The sequence below is a fragment of the Archangium sp. genome, assembly GCF_045802675.1.
GTDB lineage: Bacteria > Myxococcota > Myxococcia > Myxococcales > Myxococcaceae > Archangium.
Genome location: NZ_JBJMQO010000150.1, coordinates 109,205 through 126,579 on the forward strand (window position 1 = coordinate 109,205; position 17,375 = coordinate 126,579).

A 17,375-nucleotide genomic window follows, 5' to 3' on the forward strand; every position below is an offset into this window, starting at 1 on the left:
CGCACGGGCTCACGGGCGCGCGGTCCGCTCCCGCTCGACGAGCCACGAGGCGATGGCCTTCTCACACGTCTCGTAGCGGTCGAGGAAGGCGAAGTGGCCGCTGTCGAGCTCGACGTAGGTGGCGAGCCGGCCCGCGCGTTGCGCGTAGTCCCGCATCAGGCGCGCGGGCATCATGGTGTCGTGCTTGCCCTCGACGAGCAGCACCGGCACGCGAGGCGGCGGCACCTTCGAGGAAGCCCCCGAGATGAGCAGAAGCCCGCGGAGCTCCAGCCCGGGGTGCGCCACCCGGCCCACGAGCACGCTCGCGCCCAGCCCGCCGTTGGACAGCCCGCCGAGGTACACGCGCCGGACGCCGCGCCGCGCGAGCCACGCGAAGGTGCGCTCGAGCGTCTCCTCTCCCCGGGGCGTCCACCAGTCCCCCGCGGGGCCCACCGAGGGACACACGGTGAGCGCCGAGATGGCCCGGGCCGAGCGCGCCATCTCCCAGCAGTACACGGCGAAGTTGCCCGCGTAACCGTGGAGCATCACCACGGCGGCCTCGGGCGAGGCGGTGCCCTCGGGGGGAATCACGACGGCATCGAAGGCATCGGGCGACTGGAGTCCGAGCCAGGTCGCGATGGCGGGTGTGGCGATGGGGCCCTCGGCCTCGCGGAGCCGGGTGAAGGCCCCCTCGAGCGCCGGGACGAATTCGCGCGCATCCGAGCGAGGCACCCGGCCCGAGAGCAGGAGCGCATGAGCCGCGAGCAGCGTCCCGTCGCGCTCATCGACGAGGCGGTTGGAGAAGCGCCGTCCCTCGTCCGGCAGCCGCAGCGTATGCAGCCCCTTGCTGTCCGACAGGAGGAGCCGCGCCCCGGCGACGAGCAGCAGGAGGCCGAGCCCCACCCGCGTCAGCCCCCGCCACCTCCGCCAGCGCTTGGAGAGAAGCCCGGCCGAGGTGACGAGCGCGCCCACGACATAGCCCCAGCCCGAGGGCGTCGCGCCGATGAGCACGGCCGCCACCGCCAGGAAGGCGGCGACGGGGCTGGTGAGCAGGCCCAGGAAGAAGGCCAACCCCGAGGCCGGGGTTCGGGGTGGGCGCTGGGCTCTCGACGTATTCATGGCCTCAATATGGCGCCCCTCCCGGGCCCGGAGTCCCTCCCCCGGGCGAACGGCTCGAAGCCTCCACCAGGCGGTCGCGCCCCATCCCTGGATGGCGCCCGGGGGGTGAGTCCAAAGCGATCATCCCTGTCCTGTTCCGGGACACTCCCGTGGCCCTCGCGAAACCCCTGGTGTCACAGGAGAAAGGACCCCCGGCCGTAACGCCTCTTTACGTTCCCGTGCACCCCGGGGTGGAGCCTCGGCGCTCCAGGCCCGCGGAGCCACCGCGCCAAGTCCGCGTTCCCTCGTGGGTGGGGACATGGCTCGGGTCTTGCTCAAACGGTGGGCAGCGGAATCCCCCCAAGCAAAGGAAGTCCCCACATGAGCAAGAACGTTCGAGGCGGTTTCAAGTGGATGGCCGGTTGGCTCGTGAGCGCATCCCTCGTGAGCGCGTGCGGTGCGCCCGCGGACGAGGCCCAGGTGGAGGTGGCGCGGAGCAGCCAGGAGCTCTCCGCCCGGGACGTGTCGGTGCGGATCTCCTCGGACAAGGCCACGCTCGGTGCCGGCGAGACGGTCGCGGTGACGATCACCCTCACCAACGACTCGCGCCACCCGGTGAAGCTGCTCAAGTGGAACACGCCGGTGGACGGCCTCGAGGAGGCGCTGCTCGAGGTGACGCTCAACGGCGAGGCCGTGGCCTTCACGGGCCCGCACTACAAGCGCCCGGCGGCGACCGAGAAGGACTTCCTCACCCTGGCCCCCGGCGAGAGCCTCTCGCGCACGGTGGACCTCGGCGAGGTGTATGACCTGTCGCGCACCGGCATCTACGGCGTGCGCTTCGAGGTGGCGTCGCAGAAGCTCCAGTCCAACGACATGACGCTGTGGGTTGAAGGCCGCGCCAGCACCAAGCCCTCGGACGGCCCGGTGACGCAGCTCACCAGCAGCATCTCGTACACCAACTGCACCACCACGCAGCAGTCCACGGTGCTCCAGGCGCTCAACGCCGCCAGCACCATGGCGAACGGCGCGTCGAGCTACCTGAACACCACCACGCCCTCGGGCACGCCGCGCTACACCACCTGGTTCGGCGCCTACTCGAGCAGCGGCTGGGGCACCGCGAAGAGCCACTTCACCGCCATCAAGGACGCTTTCGACGCCAAGCCCGTCACCGTCGATTGCAAGTGCAAGAAGAGCTACTACGCGTACGTGTACCCGAACCAGCCGTACATCATCTACGTGTGCAACGCCTTCTGGTCTGCGCCGATGACGGGCACCGACTCCAAGGGCGGCACGCTCATCCACGAGATGAGCCACTTCACGGTGGTGGCGGGCACGGATGACCACGTCTACGGGCAGAGCGGCGCCAAGAGCCTGGCGATCTCCGACCCGGCCTCCGCGCTCGACAACGCGGACAGCCACGAGTACTTCGCCGAGAACACGCCCTCCCAGCAGTAGGCGGATGGCGGGCGCCCGGGGCTCGGAGCGAGCGGCCCCGGGTGTGCCCCCTCACTCGTCGGACTTGGGAGGCGTCGGGTCCTTCTTCTTGTCCTTGTCCTTCAAGGTGCCGAGGCTCGAGCTCCACCACTCCGGCCCCAGCAGGAGGACGAGGACGATGAACACCACGATGCCAATCAGCGACTCCCACAACATGTCGTCCTCCCGAGAACCCCCTGCGTCGCTCCATTGTAGGGTATCAATCCCGCCCCAGTTCACACATTGCGGGAGGGAACGATGAAACTGCGCAGCGAGTGGCTCGAGCTCAACGTCGGTGACGCCAAAGCCCAGGGGTACTTCTGCAGCCCCTCGGCCGCGAAGGAGCCGCTGCCCGGCGTGCTCGTCATCCAGGAGGTCTGGGGTGTGGACGAGCACATCCAGGACGTGATCGAGCGCTTCGCCCGGGCGGGCTACGCGGCGCTCGCGCCAGACCTCTTCTCCCACGGTGGCAAGCCGGCCGCGCTGTCGCCCGAGCGCGTCGAGGACGTCAAGGCCTTCCTGGACACCGTGCCGCAGTCGGCCTGGTTCGATGCGGCCCAGCGGGCCCCCGCGCTCGCGGCGCTGCCCGAGGCCCGGCGCAAGTCGCTCGAGGAGACGATGGCGCTGCTGCTCACGCGGGACAGGCCGTGGGACAAGTACGTCGCCACGCTGCGCGCGGCCCAGGCGAAGCTCACCGAGGGCCCGTCCCAGGGGCGCAAGGTGGGCGCGGTGGGCTTCTGCATGGGCGGGGCGCTCGCGCTGCGGCTGGCGTGCGTGGACCCGGAGCTGGGCGCGGCCGTCGTGTTCTACGGCGGTGCTCCCCCGCACGAGCAGCTCGCGGGCATCCAGTGCCCGGTGCTCGGCCTGTACGCGGAGATCGACCCCAACATCACCGGCGCGGTGCCGGCGCTCGCCGAGGCGATGAAGCAGCAGGGCAAGCGCTTCGAGCACTACATCTACTCGGGCGCGCCGCATGCCTTCTTCAACGATACGCGCGGCAACTACCGCCCCACGGCCTCGCGCGACGCGTGGGCCCGGACGCTCACGTTCTTCGCGGCCCACCTGGGCTGATCGCCAAACCTCCCATCCGTGCTATGGGCGGGCCATGGCCAACAAGACGATCATCGAGGGTCTCGACGGACTTCGGGCGGTAGCCGGACAGCAGCTCGGCGCCTCCGAGTGGAAGCCGCTCACGGATGAGGACATCGTGCGCTTCGCCGAGGCCACGGGCGATTTCCAGTGGATCCACGTGGACCGCGAGCGGTGCAAGCGCGAGTCGCCCTTCGGAGTGCCCATCGCGCATGGGTACTTCAGCGTCTCGCGCATCGCGGGGCTGTTCTTCGAGATCGTCGAGGTGCGGGGCTTCGCGCTGGTGCTCAACTACGGGCTGAACAAGGTGCGCTTCCCGGCGCCGCTCAAGTCCGGGTCGCGCTACCGGCTGAGCATCGAGCTCAAGGAGCTCAAGGACATCCCCAAGGGGGTCGAGGCGCTCCTGCTCGCGAACATCGAGGTCGAGGGCCAGCCCAAGCCGGCGTGCGCCGCCGAGGTGCTCTACCGGTTCATGAGCGCGTAATCCGACCCGCCGGGGCGTGTGTCCCGCGCAGGATGTCGCGCCCCGAGATTCCCTCCTTCACCTCCTCGCTCGTCATCCTCGCGCTGTGGATCTGGCTGCTCGTGATGGCCCCGCGCCTCGCCGCCCGGGCCCGGCAGCAGTCCCAGACGGCCTCACCCGTGGTGCCCGCTAGCGGAGCGGGCGCCTGAGCGACCCCGGGACACTCCCGTCATCCGGTTGCGCCTGGGCTGCCCTCGCATCGGGGCGTGCCTCACCTTGTGCGGGGAGAGCGCATCCCCGCTCGTGAGGCCTTCGGTCATGTCCACACTGCAACCCCCACCCGTTCCCCACCTGTACCTGCTCGCGTTCGACCACCGGCATTCCCTCGAGCACTCGCTGCTCGGGCTGTCCGCTCCCCCCACTGCCGACGAGGCGGACATGCTGCGCCACCTGAAGAGCGTCATCTACACCGGCTTCCGGCTGGCCCTCCGCGAGGGAGCCGGGATGGAGGGCGCGGGCATCCTGGTGGATGAGCACTACGGGGCGCACGTGGCGACGCATGCGCTCGAGGAGGGCATCCTGCTCGCCATGTCCGTGGAGAAGAGCGGGCAGGACGAGTTCGACTTCGAGTACGGCGAGGACTTCGGCGCGCACCTGGCGACGTTCGAGCCGGCCTTCACCCTGGCCCGGGTGCGCTACAACCCCGAGGGAGACGCGGTGGTGAATGCGCGGCAGGTGGCGCGGCTCGCCCGGCTGACGGACTGGCTGAGAGACCATGCGCGCCGCTTCCTCTTCGAGCTGCGGGTGCCGGCGACGCGGGCCCAACTGGCCGCCGTGGGAGACGACCTGGAGCGCTACGAGCGCGAGCTGCGGCCCTCGCTCCTGGTGCGCGCGATGAGCGAGCTGCAGGCGGGTGGCGTGGAGCCCGACGTCTGGAAGCTCGAGGGCCTGGAGCGGACAGTGGACTGTCTGCGCGTGGCCCGGCAGGCCCGGGCGGGAGGCCGCGAGCAGGTGTCGTGCATCCTGCTCGCGCGGAACACGGGCTGGGAGCGCCTGGAGCAGTGGATGCGGATGGCCGCGCCCATTCCGGGCTTCCTCGGCTTCTCGATTGGCCGCACGCTGTGGGGGGACACCATCCGGGCCCTGCACGAGCGCCAGCTCACCGCGTCCGAGGCCGCCGAGCGCATCCGCGACGACTTCCAGCGCGCGCTCATCCTCTGGGACAAGGCGGTGCTCGGCGCCGAGTACCAGCGCTCCAGCTGGAGGCCGGAGGCGCTTCGCCTGGAGGCGTCTCCCAGCTGAGTGACACGCGCGGAGACCCGATCTCGCGTTCGTAGCGGGCACCCACGATTGATCTCCTGGGTGTATCCGGTAGCGTGTCGCGGATGCACTGGCATCGGCACTCGAAGCGCGCGGCCCTGCTGACGGTGTTGCTCGTGATCTCCGGACTCGGTGGAGCCGACGCGCACGCCCAGCAATGCAGTCCCGAGACTCCTCCCACGGAGGAGTCCCCCAACGATCCGATGAGCGACACGCGCCTGCTGCGGCGCATCGTGCTCGGGCTCACCGGAACCACGCCGACCCTCGAGCAGTACGAGGCGATGGCGGCCGCGGCCACGCCCGAAGCGCGGGAAACGCTCCTGCGCTCCGCGCTCGATGACGCGCTCGCCTCACCAAAGTTCTACGAGCGCATGGTGAACTTCGGACACGATTGGATCTCCGTGGGCGCGTACACCACCGGCGCTTCCGGCGACGCGTACCAGGGCGACATGTCCGGCCACCTGCTCAAGTGCTCCGGGAGCAGCAAGCACCCGAGCGCGTACTACCAACTGAACGAGTTCAGCAACCAGTCGGTCAATCAGTGCAACGACCTGGATGGAGCGGGTAATCCCCTGGCGGCCGAGGTGCACTCGGTCGAGCCCTGGTGGGCGCCGGGAACGACGGTCGAGGTGCTCGGCAAGGCCGGTTCCGATGTCACCCAGGTCGTCGACGCCAAGGGAAACCCGGTCGACTGCGGCGTCGCGGCCGGCGGCTACTACGATCCCACGCTGCCCGCCGGGTGCGGCTGTGGACCGAACCTCGTGTGGTGCTCGCCGCTCTCCGGCCTGGGCAGCGCGAGCAACTTCGACCTCGGCGTTCAGCGGCGCCACCCGTACGAGGAGCCCGCGCGCCTGTTCGCGCACCTCGCGTGGCACGACCGGCCGCTGTCGGACCTCGTGCTCGGCAACTACTCGGTGGGGACCAACTGGCTGCGTGCGCTGTACGTGCGCTTCGGCCGGCAGATGGGCAGCACCGCATCGGACGCGAACACGACCTGGTGGCGCCCGGAGGCGGACACCGCCCCGCGAGATCCGCTGCACCCGACGGCGAATGATCCGCAGGCGTGGCGCGAGTTCGTGGTCGAGGACCTGGAGCCCTTCCACCTCGTGCTCAGCAACAACCGGGCGCCCTCCGGCAGCATGGATCGCACGTACCGCTTCGATCCCCGCACCACGACCGCGGCGCCCCAGGGTCTTCCCGCCGCCGGGGTGCTCACGATGATCGGCTCGCTGTCCTCGTTCCCGCGCGAGCGCGTCCGGGCCGCGCGCTTCCTGGAGATCTTCGCCTGCCAGAGCTTCTCGCCTCCTCCGGCGGACGTGCACTTCCCTCCGTACGAGACGGATCCCGCGAAGGGAGGAACGTGCCTGCACTGCCACAAGACGCTGGATCCCGCGGCGATCTCGTTCAAGCGGTGGGACTTCGATCCGGCCCAGAGCTACTACGTCCCGTGGCCCTTCATTCCGGGCATGGGCAAGCGGCGCATCACGAAGGAGTGGCTGTCCGGGCAGTATCCGTACACCGGCACCTCGCCCGGCTACCGGTGGAAGAACGCGTTCCTGCCCAACACCGTGTTGACGCCCGTCACCCCCGAGCAGATCGCGGCCAATCCCGAGGCGATCATGCTCGACACGATGCCCGACACGTACACGCTGCTCGGCGTGCAGGGTGACGGCACCATGGGTCCGCTCGGCTTCGGAAAGCTGCTCGTGCGCTCGGGCGAGTTCGATCGCTGCGCCGCGCGCAAGCTCTACTCGATGTTCATCGGCCGTGAGCTGAACCCGGCCTCGGAGAAGCGCTTCATCGACAAGCTCGCGAGGGAGTTCGTCGCACGCGACCGCAAGCTGAGGCCCTTCATCCGCTACCTCTTCGAACAGCCCGAACTGCGGAGGGGCCTGTGATGAGCACGCCACTCAGGATGTTGAGAACCGCCGTGCTGGCCGCGCTCGTGCTCACCGCCGGGGCGTGCACCAAGAAGACCCCGGACGTCTCCTATGGCTCGGACGGGGGCACGGACGGGGGCGAGAGCTGCGCCCCCTCGGGCAAGAACGATGAGATCCGGCTCGCGCTCGCGCCCGCGTGCGAGGGCTGCCACCTCATCGGCAACAAGCCGTTCTTCGCTTCGCTCACCGCGTTCGAGAACGGGCTCGTGTACGACGAGCGGTACGTGAAGCCCGGGGACCCCGAGAACAGCCTGCTGATCCAGCTGCTCGAGGGAACCGCCCCCGGTAGCTATCCCCAGATGCCGCCGGGCCAGCGCTACGAGGAGCTCGTCACCGACGGCCGCGCCACGCTGAGCATCGAGCAGGTGAAGACCTGGATCCGCGAGCTGCCCGCCGCCCCCGCGCGGCTGGAGGCTCCGGACCCGGAGGCGTTCACCGTCCGCCGGCTCTCCGCCGAGGAGATGGTGGTGAGCCTGATGGATCAGCTCGGGCTCACGCTCGAGGACTTCGTCAGCACCACGGATCCCAACTGGCGCAACACCGCGTACACAGTGAATGGCGGCAAGCTCTTCGTGTGGCCTGGGGATTGGGCGCCCGGCATCTCGACCCAATACGTCTCCGACTCGCGCAGCGTCGAGCGGTTCGAGGCGCTCGGAGGCGGCAATTCGCTCCTGTACCGCAAGAAGGACGTGAGCTTCGGCCCCTCCGCCGCGCAGACGCTGGTCCAGATGTCCCAGGCCTGGTGCGCGCGCGCGGTGGACAAGAAGGGAAACACGGCGGTGCTGCGCTACGTGACGCTCGCCGACACCTCCGCGAAGAACCCGGAGGCGGTACAGAAGAACCTGCGCGCGCTCTACCTGCGCATGCTCGGACAGCCGCCCTCGGACGCGGAAGCGAAGGAACTGTACGAGCAGGTCTATGTGCCACTCGAGGCGCAGAGCACGCGCCTCGGTTGGATTGGCGTCTGCGCGGCGCTCATCCGTCACCCGCTGTGGATCACCTACTGAGCCGAGGACACCATGACGAACACCTCTCGTCGCACGCTGCTCAAGTGGGCCCTCGGAGCGGGACAGTTCGCGCTCCTCGAACGCGCGGGGCTGCTCGGCTCGAGCACCGCGCGCGCCGCGGATACCGACGTCCCCTCCCGGCTCGTGGTGCTGTACATCCCGGGCGGCTACCGGCCGGCGTACTACTTCACCCCGATGGACGACGCGGACATTCCGCTCTGCGTGCCCGCGCCCTCCACCTACGCCGCCGAGCCCGTCTTCTTCAATGCGAGCCAGCTGGTGACGCTCGGGCCCGAGAACGGCCCGTACAAGCCGCTCCGCACCTGGCAGTCGTGGAACCCCTCGGACCCCGCCGCGCGAGGCTCCTACAGCCCGCTCATGTACGGCTTCACGCACTTCGCGCTGCAAGACCAGCTGAGCGTGCTGCACGGCATCGACCAGGGCACCAATGACCATTCGAGTGCGTTCATCGCCTCGATGTGCGGAGTCGCCGGTGCGGACTACCGGGCGCCCGCCGTGCATTCGGTGATCGCCAATCACCTGTTCGAGAAGTACCGCGAGAGCCGGCCGCTGCCGTTCGTGGTCGTCACCGGCGAGCGCGGCACGCCGAGCGGAATGGGGCTGCCCTCCCATGCCTCGCCCGTGCGGGTTCCGTCGATCGAGGCGCTCAAGCCGCAGCTCTCCGCGAAGCCCTCGGACAATCCCTGGTGGACGGGGCTCGATGCGCGCACCGAGGGCCCCGAGCTGGACGCACGCGGCCAGCCCACCGGCGGCACCTTGAAGACGACCACGATCGAGCGCTTCTCGCTCTCGCGGGCCCAGCGGCACATGGACCGCTCGACGGCGAAGGTGGACAGCTACCTCGAGGGCCTGCATGGCTCGCTGTCGTCGGTCTCGCGCGTGCTCGCGACGGATGTGGTGTCCGTGCTGCAGAACACCCAGGGCATCGACGTGCTGACGTCGAGCCGCCCCGCGTACCTGTCGAGCTACCTCTCCAACCAGTCGTTCACGTACACGTTCGGCAACGCGAACTTCCACCTCACGGGGCTCGACCCACGGATGGACCTGGCGCTGCGCCTGCTCAAGTCGGACCTCTGCACCTCGGTGCACGTGTCGCTGCAGGTGGACTTCGACACGCACAACGCCTTTGGCCACGGCTACAGCTGCGCGCACGGCCGAGGACTGATGGACTGCGTCGCGCGTTTCCTGGGCGAGCTCAAGGCCGCGCCCGCTCCCGGCAAGCCGGGCAAGACGCTGCTCGATGACACGCTCGTGCTGGTGATGAGCGAGTTCGGCCGCAGCTGGGCCTCGCGTAGCAGCGACGGCTCCTACTACCTGCCGGATGACCACCACCCGTTCACCTCGGTCTGCTTCGCGGGCGGAAACGTGGCGGCGAACCGGCAGGTGGGCTCGTACACCCCGCGCGGGCTCGGCGTGCCGGTGGATATCGTCGAGGAGAACGGTCAGGCCTCGAAGCGCGTGCCCCGGGCCGCGGACGCCGTGACCACCGCACTGCGGATCATGGGCATGAACACGAGCGACTTCTTCATCCCCGGCGGCTATGGCGAGGTGGTGGGAATCCGCAAGGCGTGAGGGGCTTCTGCCGAGCTATGGCTCGGGCATCCTTGGCGAAAGCTCATCGGCATGAAGCGATGAGATGAACGAGGTGAAATCGTCGGCCAGGAAGTAGAGGCTGCGCTCGCCCACGCGAGCGTGGCCATCCCAGTAACAGATGGCTCCTGTCCGGCCCCCCGCGACGCACAGGCAAATCTTGTCAATGCCTTCTGTCGTTGCAATCGGAAGCAGGTCCGCGGGAATGCGATCCCGGAACACGTCGCGATTCCAATCGAGATTGCACGACACGACAGGGTCATTCAGTCCCAGGAACAGGTGGATGCGGCCAAACGGATTCCCCTCGAGACCCTTGAGCGTGAACAGATCACGCTCGGGGCGCCCACCATGGGTGGCCAACAAAAACTCCTTGTAGGCAACCGGGAGGACAAGTCCATGCGTCTTCTCGAAGGCGCTGACGTCCTCCTCCGTGAGCGGAGGCCCTCCCTCACGCGTTCGTAGCAGAGCAGCCATCATTGACCTCCTGAGAAACCACCCGTGTGCCCCGTCTTGGCGTGGGTGTCCGTGGGAACGAGTTGCAGGGTCGTCCCATCCTGGTGGTGATGCCAGGTCATGCCCTTGGGCGTCTCCGCGAGTCCTGCGGCCTTGTTCGCGGCGGCGTAATCCCTGGCCCGGGAGCCCGTGAACTCAATCTTTACCTCGGCTTTGACGGCACCCGCAGCCCTGAAATCGGGGTAGCCATCCGCATCGAACGGGACCCCCGTCACGGGATGGTTCCTTCCCGCCAGATGGGCATTCCGGATGGGTGTTTCGGTGGGAGGAACCCCTGCTCGCTCGGACTTCGCTTCCGACAACCAGGCCTGGGCCCTGGCCACATCTCCCCTGGCCTCGTAGAGGGCCACGGCACCTGCCTCTCCACTGTCGAACACGAGGAGAGCCGCCTCCCGGTTGGCCTGAATGTACCTGGCCAGCTCGCGCAGCCCTTCCCCGCCCAGCCGCTCCGACAGCCGCTCCGCCACCGCTGCCAATCCCTGGAAGCCCAACTCCGGCACCTGGAGCCACCCTACCCGTACCCACCGGACACGCGGGGTCCCCTTTGCCTCGGAGAGGTAACTCAGGCCCTTGCCGCCGGCGTACAAGGCCACCAGCACCGCGGCGGCGGACAACTCGCGCGTGGCCTGCTCGTACTGGCCTTGCGACAGCGAGTACACCCCGTGGCACGTGCCGGCCACCAGGCTGTAGAAACCCACTGGGACGCCGAACGTCAGCGTGTCGAAGCCGCCCAGCGCTACGTTGCCCGGCGAGAAGGCCGCTTCCATTTCCGCCCGCTCCACCTCGTCGAGCACCCGCTGATGGGGTGGCGGCAGTTGTCCCTTCTGCGCAAAGTACTTCATGGCCAGGGCGCCCCGGCTCAGTTCGCTGGTGGACAGGGCTTCGTTCGCGGCGCTCGCCAGGCCCCGTGCCACGTCACCCAGACGCTCGGGGCGGTCCTGATAATCCGAGAGGTTCAGTCCTCGCTGCCGCAGCGCCTCGCGGACGGCGGCCATCCGCTCCAATGTCTCCCCGAGTTGTTTGTCCCGGGCCAACAGGAGAAGTACCTGGTGCAGGTCGTCGGTGAAGGCCGAGTGGATGACGAAGAGGGCAAAGAGCTCGGCGCGAGCGGCGCCATACTCCCGGGTGGCGGTGACGAGGAACGTGGCGCGTTTGCGGTTGAGGACGTCGGCTCCCTCGCGCAGAGGACCCAGGGAGCCGAGCCGGACGGCGGACCAATCATCCAGCCCCTCCACCAGCCGGACCATCTCCACACCGCACTGAAGCTCGATGAACTCCGCGGGCGAGGCGCACGCCAGGAACGGAGCGAGCACCTCCCGACTGGAGGAGAGGTCGGGCCAACCTGGGGGCAGCGCCTCTGCCCTCTGACAGCTCACCTCCTGCGGTACGTCCGCCTTCCGCCCAGGGAAGCCGCCCGCGCCGCCCGCCGCCTCCGTCATGGAAGTAGAGATCAGCGTTCCCGGACGCGCATGACCCGTGGCACACCCCATTTTCCGGGGAGCCCACCGCCGGGAAGAGAACTTCACGGACGCGGTGTTGTAGAGGGCGAAGTGGTCGTGATCCGAAGGTTGCTGCACGGGTGAACACGTAGGTGCACAGCACGCGACGTGGCACCAGGGGCCGTGAGGCCCAAGGGCCGTCGCTTCGAATCGACATCAGAGGTGCATGCCACATCGCACGCACGGCACTTCCCGGAGGGGGGCGGAGACGCCCCCCTTCGTTTCTTTCAGCGGCTCCCCTACTCCTCGTGGCAGTCCACCCACTTCACGCCCGAGCCGCGCGTGTCACGCCAGATGCGCGGGAGCGCCTCGGCGGCCTTGGGGTGGATGTCGTGGAAGAGGATGTTGCCGTGCCGCCACACCAGCATGAGCGACAGCACGCGCCCGGCCGCCTTCGGGCCCGAGTTGCTCGCGTGCCAGTCCTGCGAGTCGATGTTCCACAGGATGTTCTTCATTCCCCCGCGCTCCAGCACCTGGAGGATCTCCGGGGTGCGCTGACCGTACGGCGGGCGGAACAGCGTCAGCTTCGTCTGGCCCTCGGGCAGGCTCTCCGCGAGCTTGGGATGGAAGGACTCCATCCCCGGCACCGCGCCAGCCCAGGAGGCGTGGGATTTGTGCTCCTGCCCGTGCGAGCCCACGCACATGCCCGAGTACAGCGCCTTCAGCTGCTCCACCGAGGTCGCCTTGCGCCGGGCCTCGTAGTTGTTGCCGAGCAGGAAGAAGGCCGCGTGGATGCCCTCGGCGCGGACCAGCGAGGTGACCGCGTCCGTGCCGCCCGCTCCCTTGGGCGTGGGGCCGTCATCGAAGGTGAGCAGGAAGCTCCGGTCCGGCAGCTCCAGGCCGAACTTCTCCGAGGGCGACAGGGGCAAAATCTCACTCGTCGTCTTGGGGAAGAGCCCCGCCAGCCGGACGAGCTCGTACAGGTAGCCCTGGTAGAAGGGCTTCTGCTCCGCGTACCAGGGCGCCAGGTCCGCCGGCAGCTTCGCCAGGCCCGCGCGCGAGGTGGCCACCAGCGCCGCCCAGTCCTTGGGCACCGCGCCCTCGCAGAAGAGCGCCCCGGTGGCACACGTCTCGCGGGCCTTCGCGAAGTTCTCCACCAGCACCCCGTGCATCCGCTCCTTCCACTTCGCGAGGGAAGCCGCGTCTCCCGCGGGGGGCTCGGTGCTCGCATCGGCGTCCGCCATCACCTCGGTGAAGGCGGCGATCTCCGCGCGCGAGGCCACGTCGAAGGCCCGCGGAGACGTCAGCGGCGAGGGCCACTGGGAGCGCTCGGTGAGGGACACCTTCAGGCCCCCGGCGTGGGCGGCGGGGGCGAGCAGGGACGAACAGAGAAACGCGGTGAGGAGACGGAAGCGGCGGTGCATGAAGTCCTCTCGGAGAACAACGGCGAGCCGGTAGCCTACTTCGCCTCGGCCCGCCCGCGCCGCCTCCCGCTACGCCGCGCGCCGGTCCAGGATGCCCGAGCGGCCGATGCGCTCGACGGCCTCGGCCAGCCGCGCCTCGCTCTGCACGAGCGCGAGGCGCACATGGCCCTCGCCCATGGTGCCGAAGCCGCTGCCGGGCACCACGGTGACGCCGGCCTTCTCCAGCAACTCCATGGCGAAGGGGAGGCTGGACTCGAAGCCGCGCGGCACGGGCGCCCAGCAGAACATGGTGGCCTGGGGCTTGGGGACGGCCCAGCCCAGCCGGTTGAGCCCGTCCACGAGCACGTCGCGGCGGCGCTGGTAGGTGGCGGCCATGTCGGCCACGCACTGCTGCGGCCCGGTGAGGGCGGCGACCGCGGCGAGCTGGATGGGGCGGAAGAGCCCGTAGTCCAGGTGAGCCTTCACCTCGGCGAGCAGGCCGAGCAGCCGCGCGTTGCCCACGGCGTAGGCGATGCGCGCCCCCGCCAGGTTGTATGTCTTTGAGAGCGAGTTGAACTCCAGGCCCACCTCGCGCGCGCCCGGCGTCTCCAGGAAGCTCGGGGGACGGTACCCGTCGAAGCTCAGCTCGCTGTAGGCCGCGTCGTGCAGGATGACCGTGCCGTACCGGCGCGCGAAGGCCACCGCCTGCTCGAAGAACCCGGGCTGGACAATCGCGGCCAGCGGGTTGCTCGGGTAGTTGAGAATCAAGAGCCTGGCCCGCCGCTTGACCTCCTCGGGGAGCGACTCCAGGTCCGGGAGGTAGCCGAGCTCGCTCTTCAGCGGCACGGGGTACAGCTCCGCGCCGGCCAGCACGGGGCCCGCGGTGTAGATGGGGTAGCCCGGGTCAGGCACCAGCACGAGGTCGCCCGGATCCGTGAGCGCCTGGGTGATGTGTGCCAGGCCCTCCTGCGAGCCGGTGAGTCCCAGCACCTCCGAGTCGGGATTGAGCGCCACGCCGAAGCGGCGCTGGTACCAGCCGGCCACGGCCTCGCGGAAGGCGGGCAGGTCCTTCATCGGGTAGCCGTAGTTGCCCGGGTCGCGGATGGCCTGGGCCATGGCCTCGGTGATGTGCGAGGCGGGAGGCAGGTCCGGGCTGCCGATGGACAGGTTGATGACATCGGCACCCGTGGCGAGCTTGCGCTTGCGCGCCTCGTCCATGGTGGTGAAGACGGCGGCGGCGAGCTTCTGGAGACGCTGGGGCTTGCTCATGAGCATGGGACGGGCGCCCCTCTATCACGACCGGGGAGCGCCAGGGCTACCGGGCTCAACAGCCAGCGGAGGGGCGATATGGCCCGCACCGGGGAGTGAAGCCGCCCACCCCGTGCCCAGGCAGCCAGGCTAGGCCACGCGCAACAACGCAACGCCCACGAGGATGAGCAGCACCGCCAGGATGCGGGCGGGCGACAGGCCCTCGTGGAAGAGCACGACGCTGAACACGAGCGCCAGGGCCGCTTCCAGGCCGAGCACCGCGATGTACACGGAGCCCAGGTCCGCGCGGCGCATCGCGAAGGCCTGGAGCAGGGCCCCAGCCAGGAACAGGGCGAGGAAGGCGGCGATCGGCAGCGGGCGGGACACGCCCTCCGAAAGCTTCATGAAGATGCCCCCGGCAGCGAAGCACACGGCCGCGAGGAACATCAGGACCAGCTCCCTGCCCGACACCATGCCGTCCGCTCCCGAGGGCCGTTACCGGGCCGCGTCGTCGCCCGGCTCCCGGCCATTCACCGGGAGGAAGATGGAGAAGGTGGTGCCACGGCCGGGCTCGCTCTTCACCCGCATGTCGCCGCCCATCTTCTGGAGGATGGACAGGCTGATGGACAGGCCGAGCCCCGTGCCCGTACCAGCCGGCTTGGTGGTGAAGAAGGGCTCGAAGATGCGCGAGAGCACCTCGGGAGGAATCCCGTGGCCCGTGTCCGAGATGTCGATGCGCACCCGCTCTCCCTCCAGCGCGGTGAGCACCTGGAGCACGTTGCGCTCCGGCCCTCCGGACCGCATGGCATGCGTGGCGTTGACGATCAGGTTGAGGAAGACCTGGTTGAGCCGGCCCTCGCTGGCGGGCACGGGCGGCAGCACGTCCGCGTACTGCTTCTCCACCCGGGCCGAGTGCTTCAGCTCGTTGTGCGCCATGCGCAGCACCACATCCAGGCATGCGTGGATGTCCACGGGCGCCAGCTCCTCGCCCGCGGTATGCGAGAAGAAGCGCATGTCGCGCACGATGTCCCGGATGCGCCCGCCTCCCACGAGGCACTCGGCGAGCACCTCCTTCACCTCGGCGAGCGACACGCCCAGGCTCGAGGGCAGTCCCGGCACCGTGGCCAGCGTCTGCTCCAGCTCGTTGCGCCACTCCTGGAGCCAGGAGAGGTTGGAGAGCACATAGGAGGTCGGGTTGTTGATCTCATGGGCGATGCCCGCCGCCAGCGCGCCCATGGACGCGAGCCGGTCGTTCTGGATGCTCTGCTGCTCCAGCCGCCGCTTCTCGGTGAGGTCCGTGCCAACAATGAGCAGCCGCCGCGTCTCCCCCGTCACCTGCAGCGAGGCGGCGATGCCGAGCACCACGCGCCCGCCGCTCGCCGAGCGCAGCCCCTGCTCCTCCAGACACACCGTGCCACGGGCGCGCAGGGCCTCGAGGGCCTGGCGCAGCGGCTCGCGCTCGTCCTCCGGGGCGAGCGTCTCGAAGGCGCTGCCCATCAGCCGCGCCTGGGAAACACCCAGCAGCCGCTCCGCCACCGGGTTGACCTCCAACACGCTCCCGGCCGCGTCGAGCACGAAGACGGCCTCGCCGGACTTCTCCAGGAGCTGGCGGGTGCGCTCATGGGCCTCGCGCACCTGCTCCTCCAGATGGGCGGCGTGCCGTTCGATGACGCGCTTGGCCTCCTGCAGCACCGTCTCCTGGCGGCGGCGCTCGCTGATGTCGGCGTAGATGCCGACCACTCCCTGCACCTTCCCGTCCGCGTCCCGCAGCGGCACCTTGCTCGTGAGGATCCACGACGGCTCGGCTCCCCGGCGATACAGGGGCTCCTCGAAGGCGAGCTTGGGGATGCCGGTCTCCATCACCTCGCTGTCGTCGCGGCGGTAGGTCTCGGCGTGCTCGTCCGGCACGGCCATCTCGAAGTCCGTCCGGCCGATGACGTCCTCGGGCGAGTCGAGCCCCATGTCCCGGGCGAACTGCGGGTTGCAGCCCTGGAAGGTGTTGTTGCGGTCCTTCCAGAACACCGAGTGGGGAATGTGGGCCAGGATGCTGGAGAGCAGCGACTGCTGCTCGAGCAGCTGGCGTTCAATCCGCTGACGCTCGCGCATCTCCGCCTGGAGGTACGTGTTGAGCGAGCGCATGCGCTCCTGGGACTGCTCCAGCTCGACGTTGCGCTCCTTGAGCTGCCGCACCTGGGCGCGCAGGCGGAAGAGCAGCTCCACCTGGCGCTTGAGGCCGATCAGACCGCGCAGCTGGGACTCCGTGAGCGACCGGGGGCGCCGGTCCAGGACACAGAGGGAGCCGACGGTGAAACCCTCCTCCGTCTGGATGCGCACACCCGCGAAGAAGCGGATGCCCGGCTCGCCCTGAACGAGTGGATGGGTGGAGAAGCGCTCATCGGCCAGGACGTCGTCGACGAGGAAGATGCCCTCACGCTCGACGGCCTGGGTGCAGAAGGAGCTGCAGCGCTCCGTCTCCCCTACCCCCTGCAGCCCCACGTGGGCCTTGAACCGGTTCCGGTCCCGGTCCACCAGGCTGATGAGCGCGATGGGAGCGCCGCACGACTCCGCCGCGAGCCGGACGATGTCGTCGTAGTCGGGCCCGGGCGACGTATCGAGAAGGCCGGAGCGCCCGAGTGCCCGCGGGCGCTGGGCTTCGTCTCTCTGCAGTGCTGGAGATGGCATACGCATGGCGTGAAGGCGCATGTTGCAACACAGACGTGTGGTCCTTCACAGGCCATGCGCCATATTTCCCACGGGCATGTAGGTGCCAGGGCCCGAAGCACGCAACCGGC

General features: G+C 69.3%; 16 protein-coding genes. 8 read left to right on the forward strand and 8 right to left on the reverse strand.

The window, feature by feature from the left end:
* Positions 1 to 9: 9 nt before the first annotated feature.
* Positions 10 to 1,098, reverse strand: a complete 1,089-nt coding sequence (locus ACJ8AN_RS42110) for an alpha/beta fold hydrolase (RefSeq protein WP_407761297.1) — start codon at positions 1,096 to 1,098, stop codon at positions 10 to 12.
* Between the two features lie 360 nt (positions 1,099 to 1,458).
* Here ACJ8AN_RS42110 and ACJ8AN_RS42115 point away from each other — a divergent pair, with 360 nt between their 5' ends.
* Positions 1,459 to 2,532, forward strand: a complete 1,074-nt coding sequence (locus ACJ8AN_RS42115; protein WP_407761298.1) for a M35 family metallo-endopeptidase — start codon at positions 1,459 to 1,461, stop codon at positions 2,530 to 2,532.
* A 51-nt stretch (positions 2,533 to 2,583) separates the two neighbouring features.
* Here ACJ8AN_RS42115 and ACJ8AN_RS42120 read toward each other — a convergent pair whose 3' ends face one another.
* Positions 2,584 to 2,727 (reverse strand): hypothetical protein, encoded by a 144-nt coding sequence (locus tag ACJ8AN_RS42120; RefSeq protein ID WP_407761299.1) that lies wholly within the window; start codon positions 2,725 to 2,727, stop codon positions 2,584 to 2,586.
* An 81-nt stretch (positions 2,728 to 2,808) separates the two neighbouring features.
* Here ACJ8AN_RS42120 and ACJ8AN_RS42125 point away from each other — a divergent pair, with 81 nt between their 5' ends.
* The 7 genes from ACJ8AN_RS42125 (at position 2,809) to ACJ8AN_RS42155 (ending at position 9,962) form a co-directional block, all read left to right on the forward strand.
* A complete protein-coding gene (locus ACJ8AN_RS42125) occupies positions 2,809 to 3,621 on the forward strand; it encodes a dienelactone hydrolase family protein (protein WP_407761300.1) in 813 nt (270 codons plus the stop codon).
* A gap of 34 nt (positions 3,622 to 3,655) precedes the next feature.
* Positions 3,656 to 4,123 (forward strand): MaoC family dehydratase, encoded by a 468-nt coding sequence (locus tag ACJ8AN_RS42130; RefSeq protein ID WP_407761301.1) that lies wholly within the window; start codon positions 3,656 to 3,658, stop codon positions 4,121 to 4,123.
* Positions 4,124 to 4,155: 32 nt separating this feature from the next.
* Complete coding sequence (locus ACJ8AN_RS42135) at positions 4,156 to 4,311, forward strand: hypothetical protein (protein ID WP_407761302.1); 156 nt, start codon at positions 4,156 to 4,158, stop codon at positions 4,309 to 4,311.
* Positions 4,312 to 4,420: 109 nt separating this feature from the next.
* Positions 4,421 to 5,404 carry a 2-deoxy-5-keto-D-gluconate 6-phosphate aldolase domain-containing protein gene (locus tag ACJ8AN_RS42140; RefSeq protein ID WP_407761303.1) on the forward strand — a complete coding sequence of 328 codons (984 nt, stop codon included), beginning with the start codon at positions 4,421 to 4,423 and terminating at the stop codon, positions 5,402 to 5,404.
* Between the two features lie 83 nt (positions 5,405 to 5,487).
* Positions 5,488 to 7,320 (forward strand): DUF1549 domain-containing protein, encoded by a 1,833-nt coding sequence (locus ACJ8AN_RS42145; protein ID WP_407761304.1) that lies wholly within the window; start codon positions 5,488 to 5,490, stop codon positions 7,318 to 7,320.
* Positions 7,320 to 8,369 carry a hypothetical protein gene (locus ACJ8AN_RS42150; RefSeq protein ID WP_407761305.1) on the forward strand — a complete coding sequence of 350 codons (1,050 nt, stop codon included), beginning with the start codon at positions 7,320 to 7,322 and terminating at the stop codon, positions 8,367 to 8,369. Before ACJ8AN_RS42145 ends, ACJ8AN_RS42150 begins: the two co-directional genes overlap by 1 nt.
* Positions 8,370 to 8,381: 12 nt before the next feature.
* The gene (locus tag ACJ8AN_RS42155) at positions 8,382 to 9,962 is read left to right on the forward strand and encodes a DUF1501 domain-containing protein (RefSeq protein WP_407761306.1); all 1,581 of its coding nucleotides are present in this window, start codon (positions 8,382 to 8,384) and stop codon (positions 9,960 to 9,962) included.
* 15 nt (positions 9,963 to 9,977) lie between these two features.
* On the opposite strand, the gene ACJ8AN_RS42160 is transcribed toward ACJ8AN_RS42155, so the two are convergent.
* The 6 genes from ACJ8AN_RS42160 to ACJ8AN_RS42185 all read right to left on the reverse strand — a co-directional run bounded on the left by ACJ8AN_RS42160 (position 9,978) and on the right by ACJ8AN_RS42185 (position 17,271).
* Complete coding sequence (locus ACJ8AN_RS42160; protein WP_407761307.1) at positions 9,978 to 10,454, reverse strand: SMI1/KNR4 family protein; 477 nt, start codon at positions 10,452 to 10,454, stop codon at positions 9,978 to 9,980.
* Positions 10,454 to 11,806 carry an HNH endonuclease gene (locus ACJ8AN_RS42165; RefSeq protein WP_407761308.1) on the reverse strand — a complete coding sequence of 451 codons (1,353 nt, stop codon included), beginning with the start codon at positions 11,804 to 11,806 and terminating at the stop codon, positions 10,454 to 10,456. Before ACJ8AN_RS42165 ends, ACJ8AN_RS42160 begins: the two co-directional genes overlap by 1 nt.
* Positions 11,807 to 12,231: 425 nt before the next feature.
* Positions 12,232 to 13,356 carry a polysaccharide deacetylase family protein gene (locus tag ACJ8AN_RS42170; RefSeq protein ID WP_407761309.1) on the reverse strand — a complete coding sequence of 375 codons (1,125 nt, stop codon included), beginning with the start codon at positions 13,354 to 13,356 and terminating at the stop codon, positions 12,232 to 12,234.
* Between the two features lie 69 nt (positions 13,357 to 13,425).
* On the reverse strand, positions 13,426 to 14,610 hold the full coding sequence (locus tag ACJ8AN_RS42175) for an aminotransferase class I/II-fold pyridoxal phosphate-dependent enzyme (RefSeq protein WP_407761310.1): 1,185 nt from the start codon (positions 14,608 to 14,610) through the stop codon (positions 13,426 to 13,428).
* A gap of 123 nt (positions 14,611 to 14,733) precedes the next feature.
* Positions 14,734 to 15,057 (reverse strand): DMT family transporter, encoded by a 324-nt coding sequence (locus ACJ8AN_RS42180; RefSeq protein ID WP_407761311.1) that lies wholly within the window; start codon positions 15,055 to 15,057, stop codon positions 14,734 to 14,736.
* Positions 15,058 to 15,078: 21 nt separating this feature from the next.
* Positions 15,079 to 17,271, reverse strand: coding sequence for a PAS domain-containing protein (locus ACJ8AN_RS42185; RefSeq protein ID WP_407761312.1), 2,193 nt, complete (start codon positions 17,269 to 17,271; stop codon positions 15,079 to 15,081).
* Between the last annotated feature and the right edge of the window lie 104 nt (positions 17,272 to 17,375).

Excerpts from the sequence above, each read along its gene's own strand:
- ACJ8AN_RS42110 (WP_407761297.1), bottom strand. The coding sequence starts at position 1,098 with ATGAATACGTCGAGAGCCCAGCGCCCACCCCGAACCCCGGCCTCGGGG.
- ACJ8AN_RS42115 (WP_407761298.1), top strand. The coding sequence starts at position 1,459 with ATGAGCAAGAACGTTCGAGGCGGTTTCAAGTGGATGGCCGGTTGGCTC.
- ACJ8AN_RS42120 (WP_407761299.1), bottom strand. The coding sequence starts at position 2,727 with ATGTTGTGGGAGTCGCTGATTGGCATCGTGGTGTTCATCGTCCTCGTC.
- ACJ8AN_RS42125 (WP_407761300.1), top strand. The coding sequence starts at position 2,809 with ATGAAACTGCGCAGCGAGTGGCTCGAGCTCAACGTCGGTGACGCCAAA.
- ACJ8AN_RS42130 (WP_407761301.1), top strand. The coding sequence starts at position 3,656 with ATGGCCAACAAGACGATCATCGAGGGTCTCGACGGACTTCGGGCGGTA.
- ACJ8AN_RS42135 (WP_407761302.1), top strand. The coding sequence starts at position 4,156 with ATGTCGCGCCCCGAGATTCCCTCCTTCACCTCCTCGCTCGTCATCCTC.
- ACJ8AN_RS42140 (WP_407761303.1), top strand. The coding sequence starts at position 4,421 with ATGTCCACACTGCAACCCCCACCCGTTCCCCACCTGTACCTGCTCGCG.
- ACJ8AN_RS42145 (WP_407761304.1), top strand. The coding sequence starts at position 5,488 with ATGCACTGGCATCGGCACTCGAAGCGCGCGGCCCTGCTGACGGTGTTG.
- ACJ8AN_RS42150 (WP_407761305.1), top strand. The coding sequence starts at position 7,320 with ATGAGCACGCCACTCAGGATGTTGAGAACCGCCGTGCTGGCCGCGCTC.
- ACJ8AN_RS42155 (WP_407761306.1), top strand. The coding sequence starts at position 8,382 with ATGACGAACACCTCTCGTCGCACGCTGCTCAAGTGGGCCCTCGGAGCG.
- ACJ8AN_RS42160 (WP_407761307.1), bottom strand. The coding sequence starts at position 10,454 with ATGGCTGCTCTGCTACGAACGCGTGAGGGAGGGCCTCCGCTCACGGAG.
- ACJ8AN_RS42170 (WP_407761309.1), bottom strand. The coding sequence starts at position 13,356 with ATGCACCGCCGCTTCCGTCTCCTCACCGCGTTTCTCTGTTCGTCCCTG.
- ACJ8AN_RS42175 (WP_407761310.1), bottom strand. The coding sequence starts at position 14,610 with ATGCTCATGAGCAAGCCCCAGCGTCTCCAGAAGCTCGCCGCCGCCGTC.
- ACJ8AN_RS42180 (WP_407761311.1), bottom strand. The coding sequence starts at position 15,057 with ATGGTGTCGGGCAGGGAGCTGGTCCTGATGTTCCTCGCGGCCGTGTGC.
- ACJ8AN_RS42185 (WP_407761312.1), bottom strand. The coding sequence starts at position 17,271 with ATGCGTATGCCATCTCCAGCACTGCAGAGAGACGAAGCCCAGCGCCCG.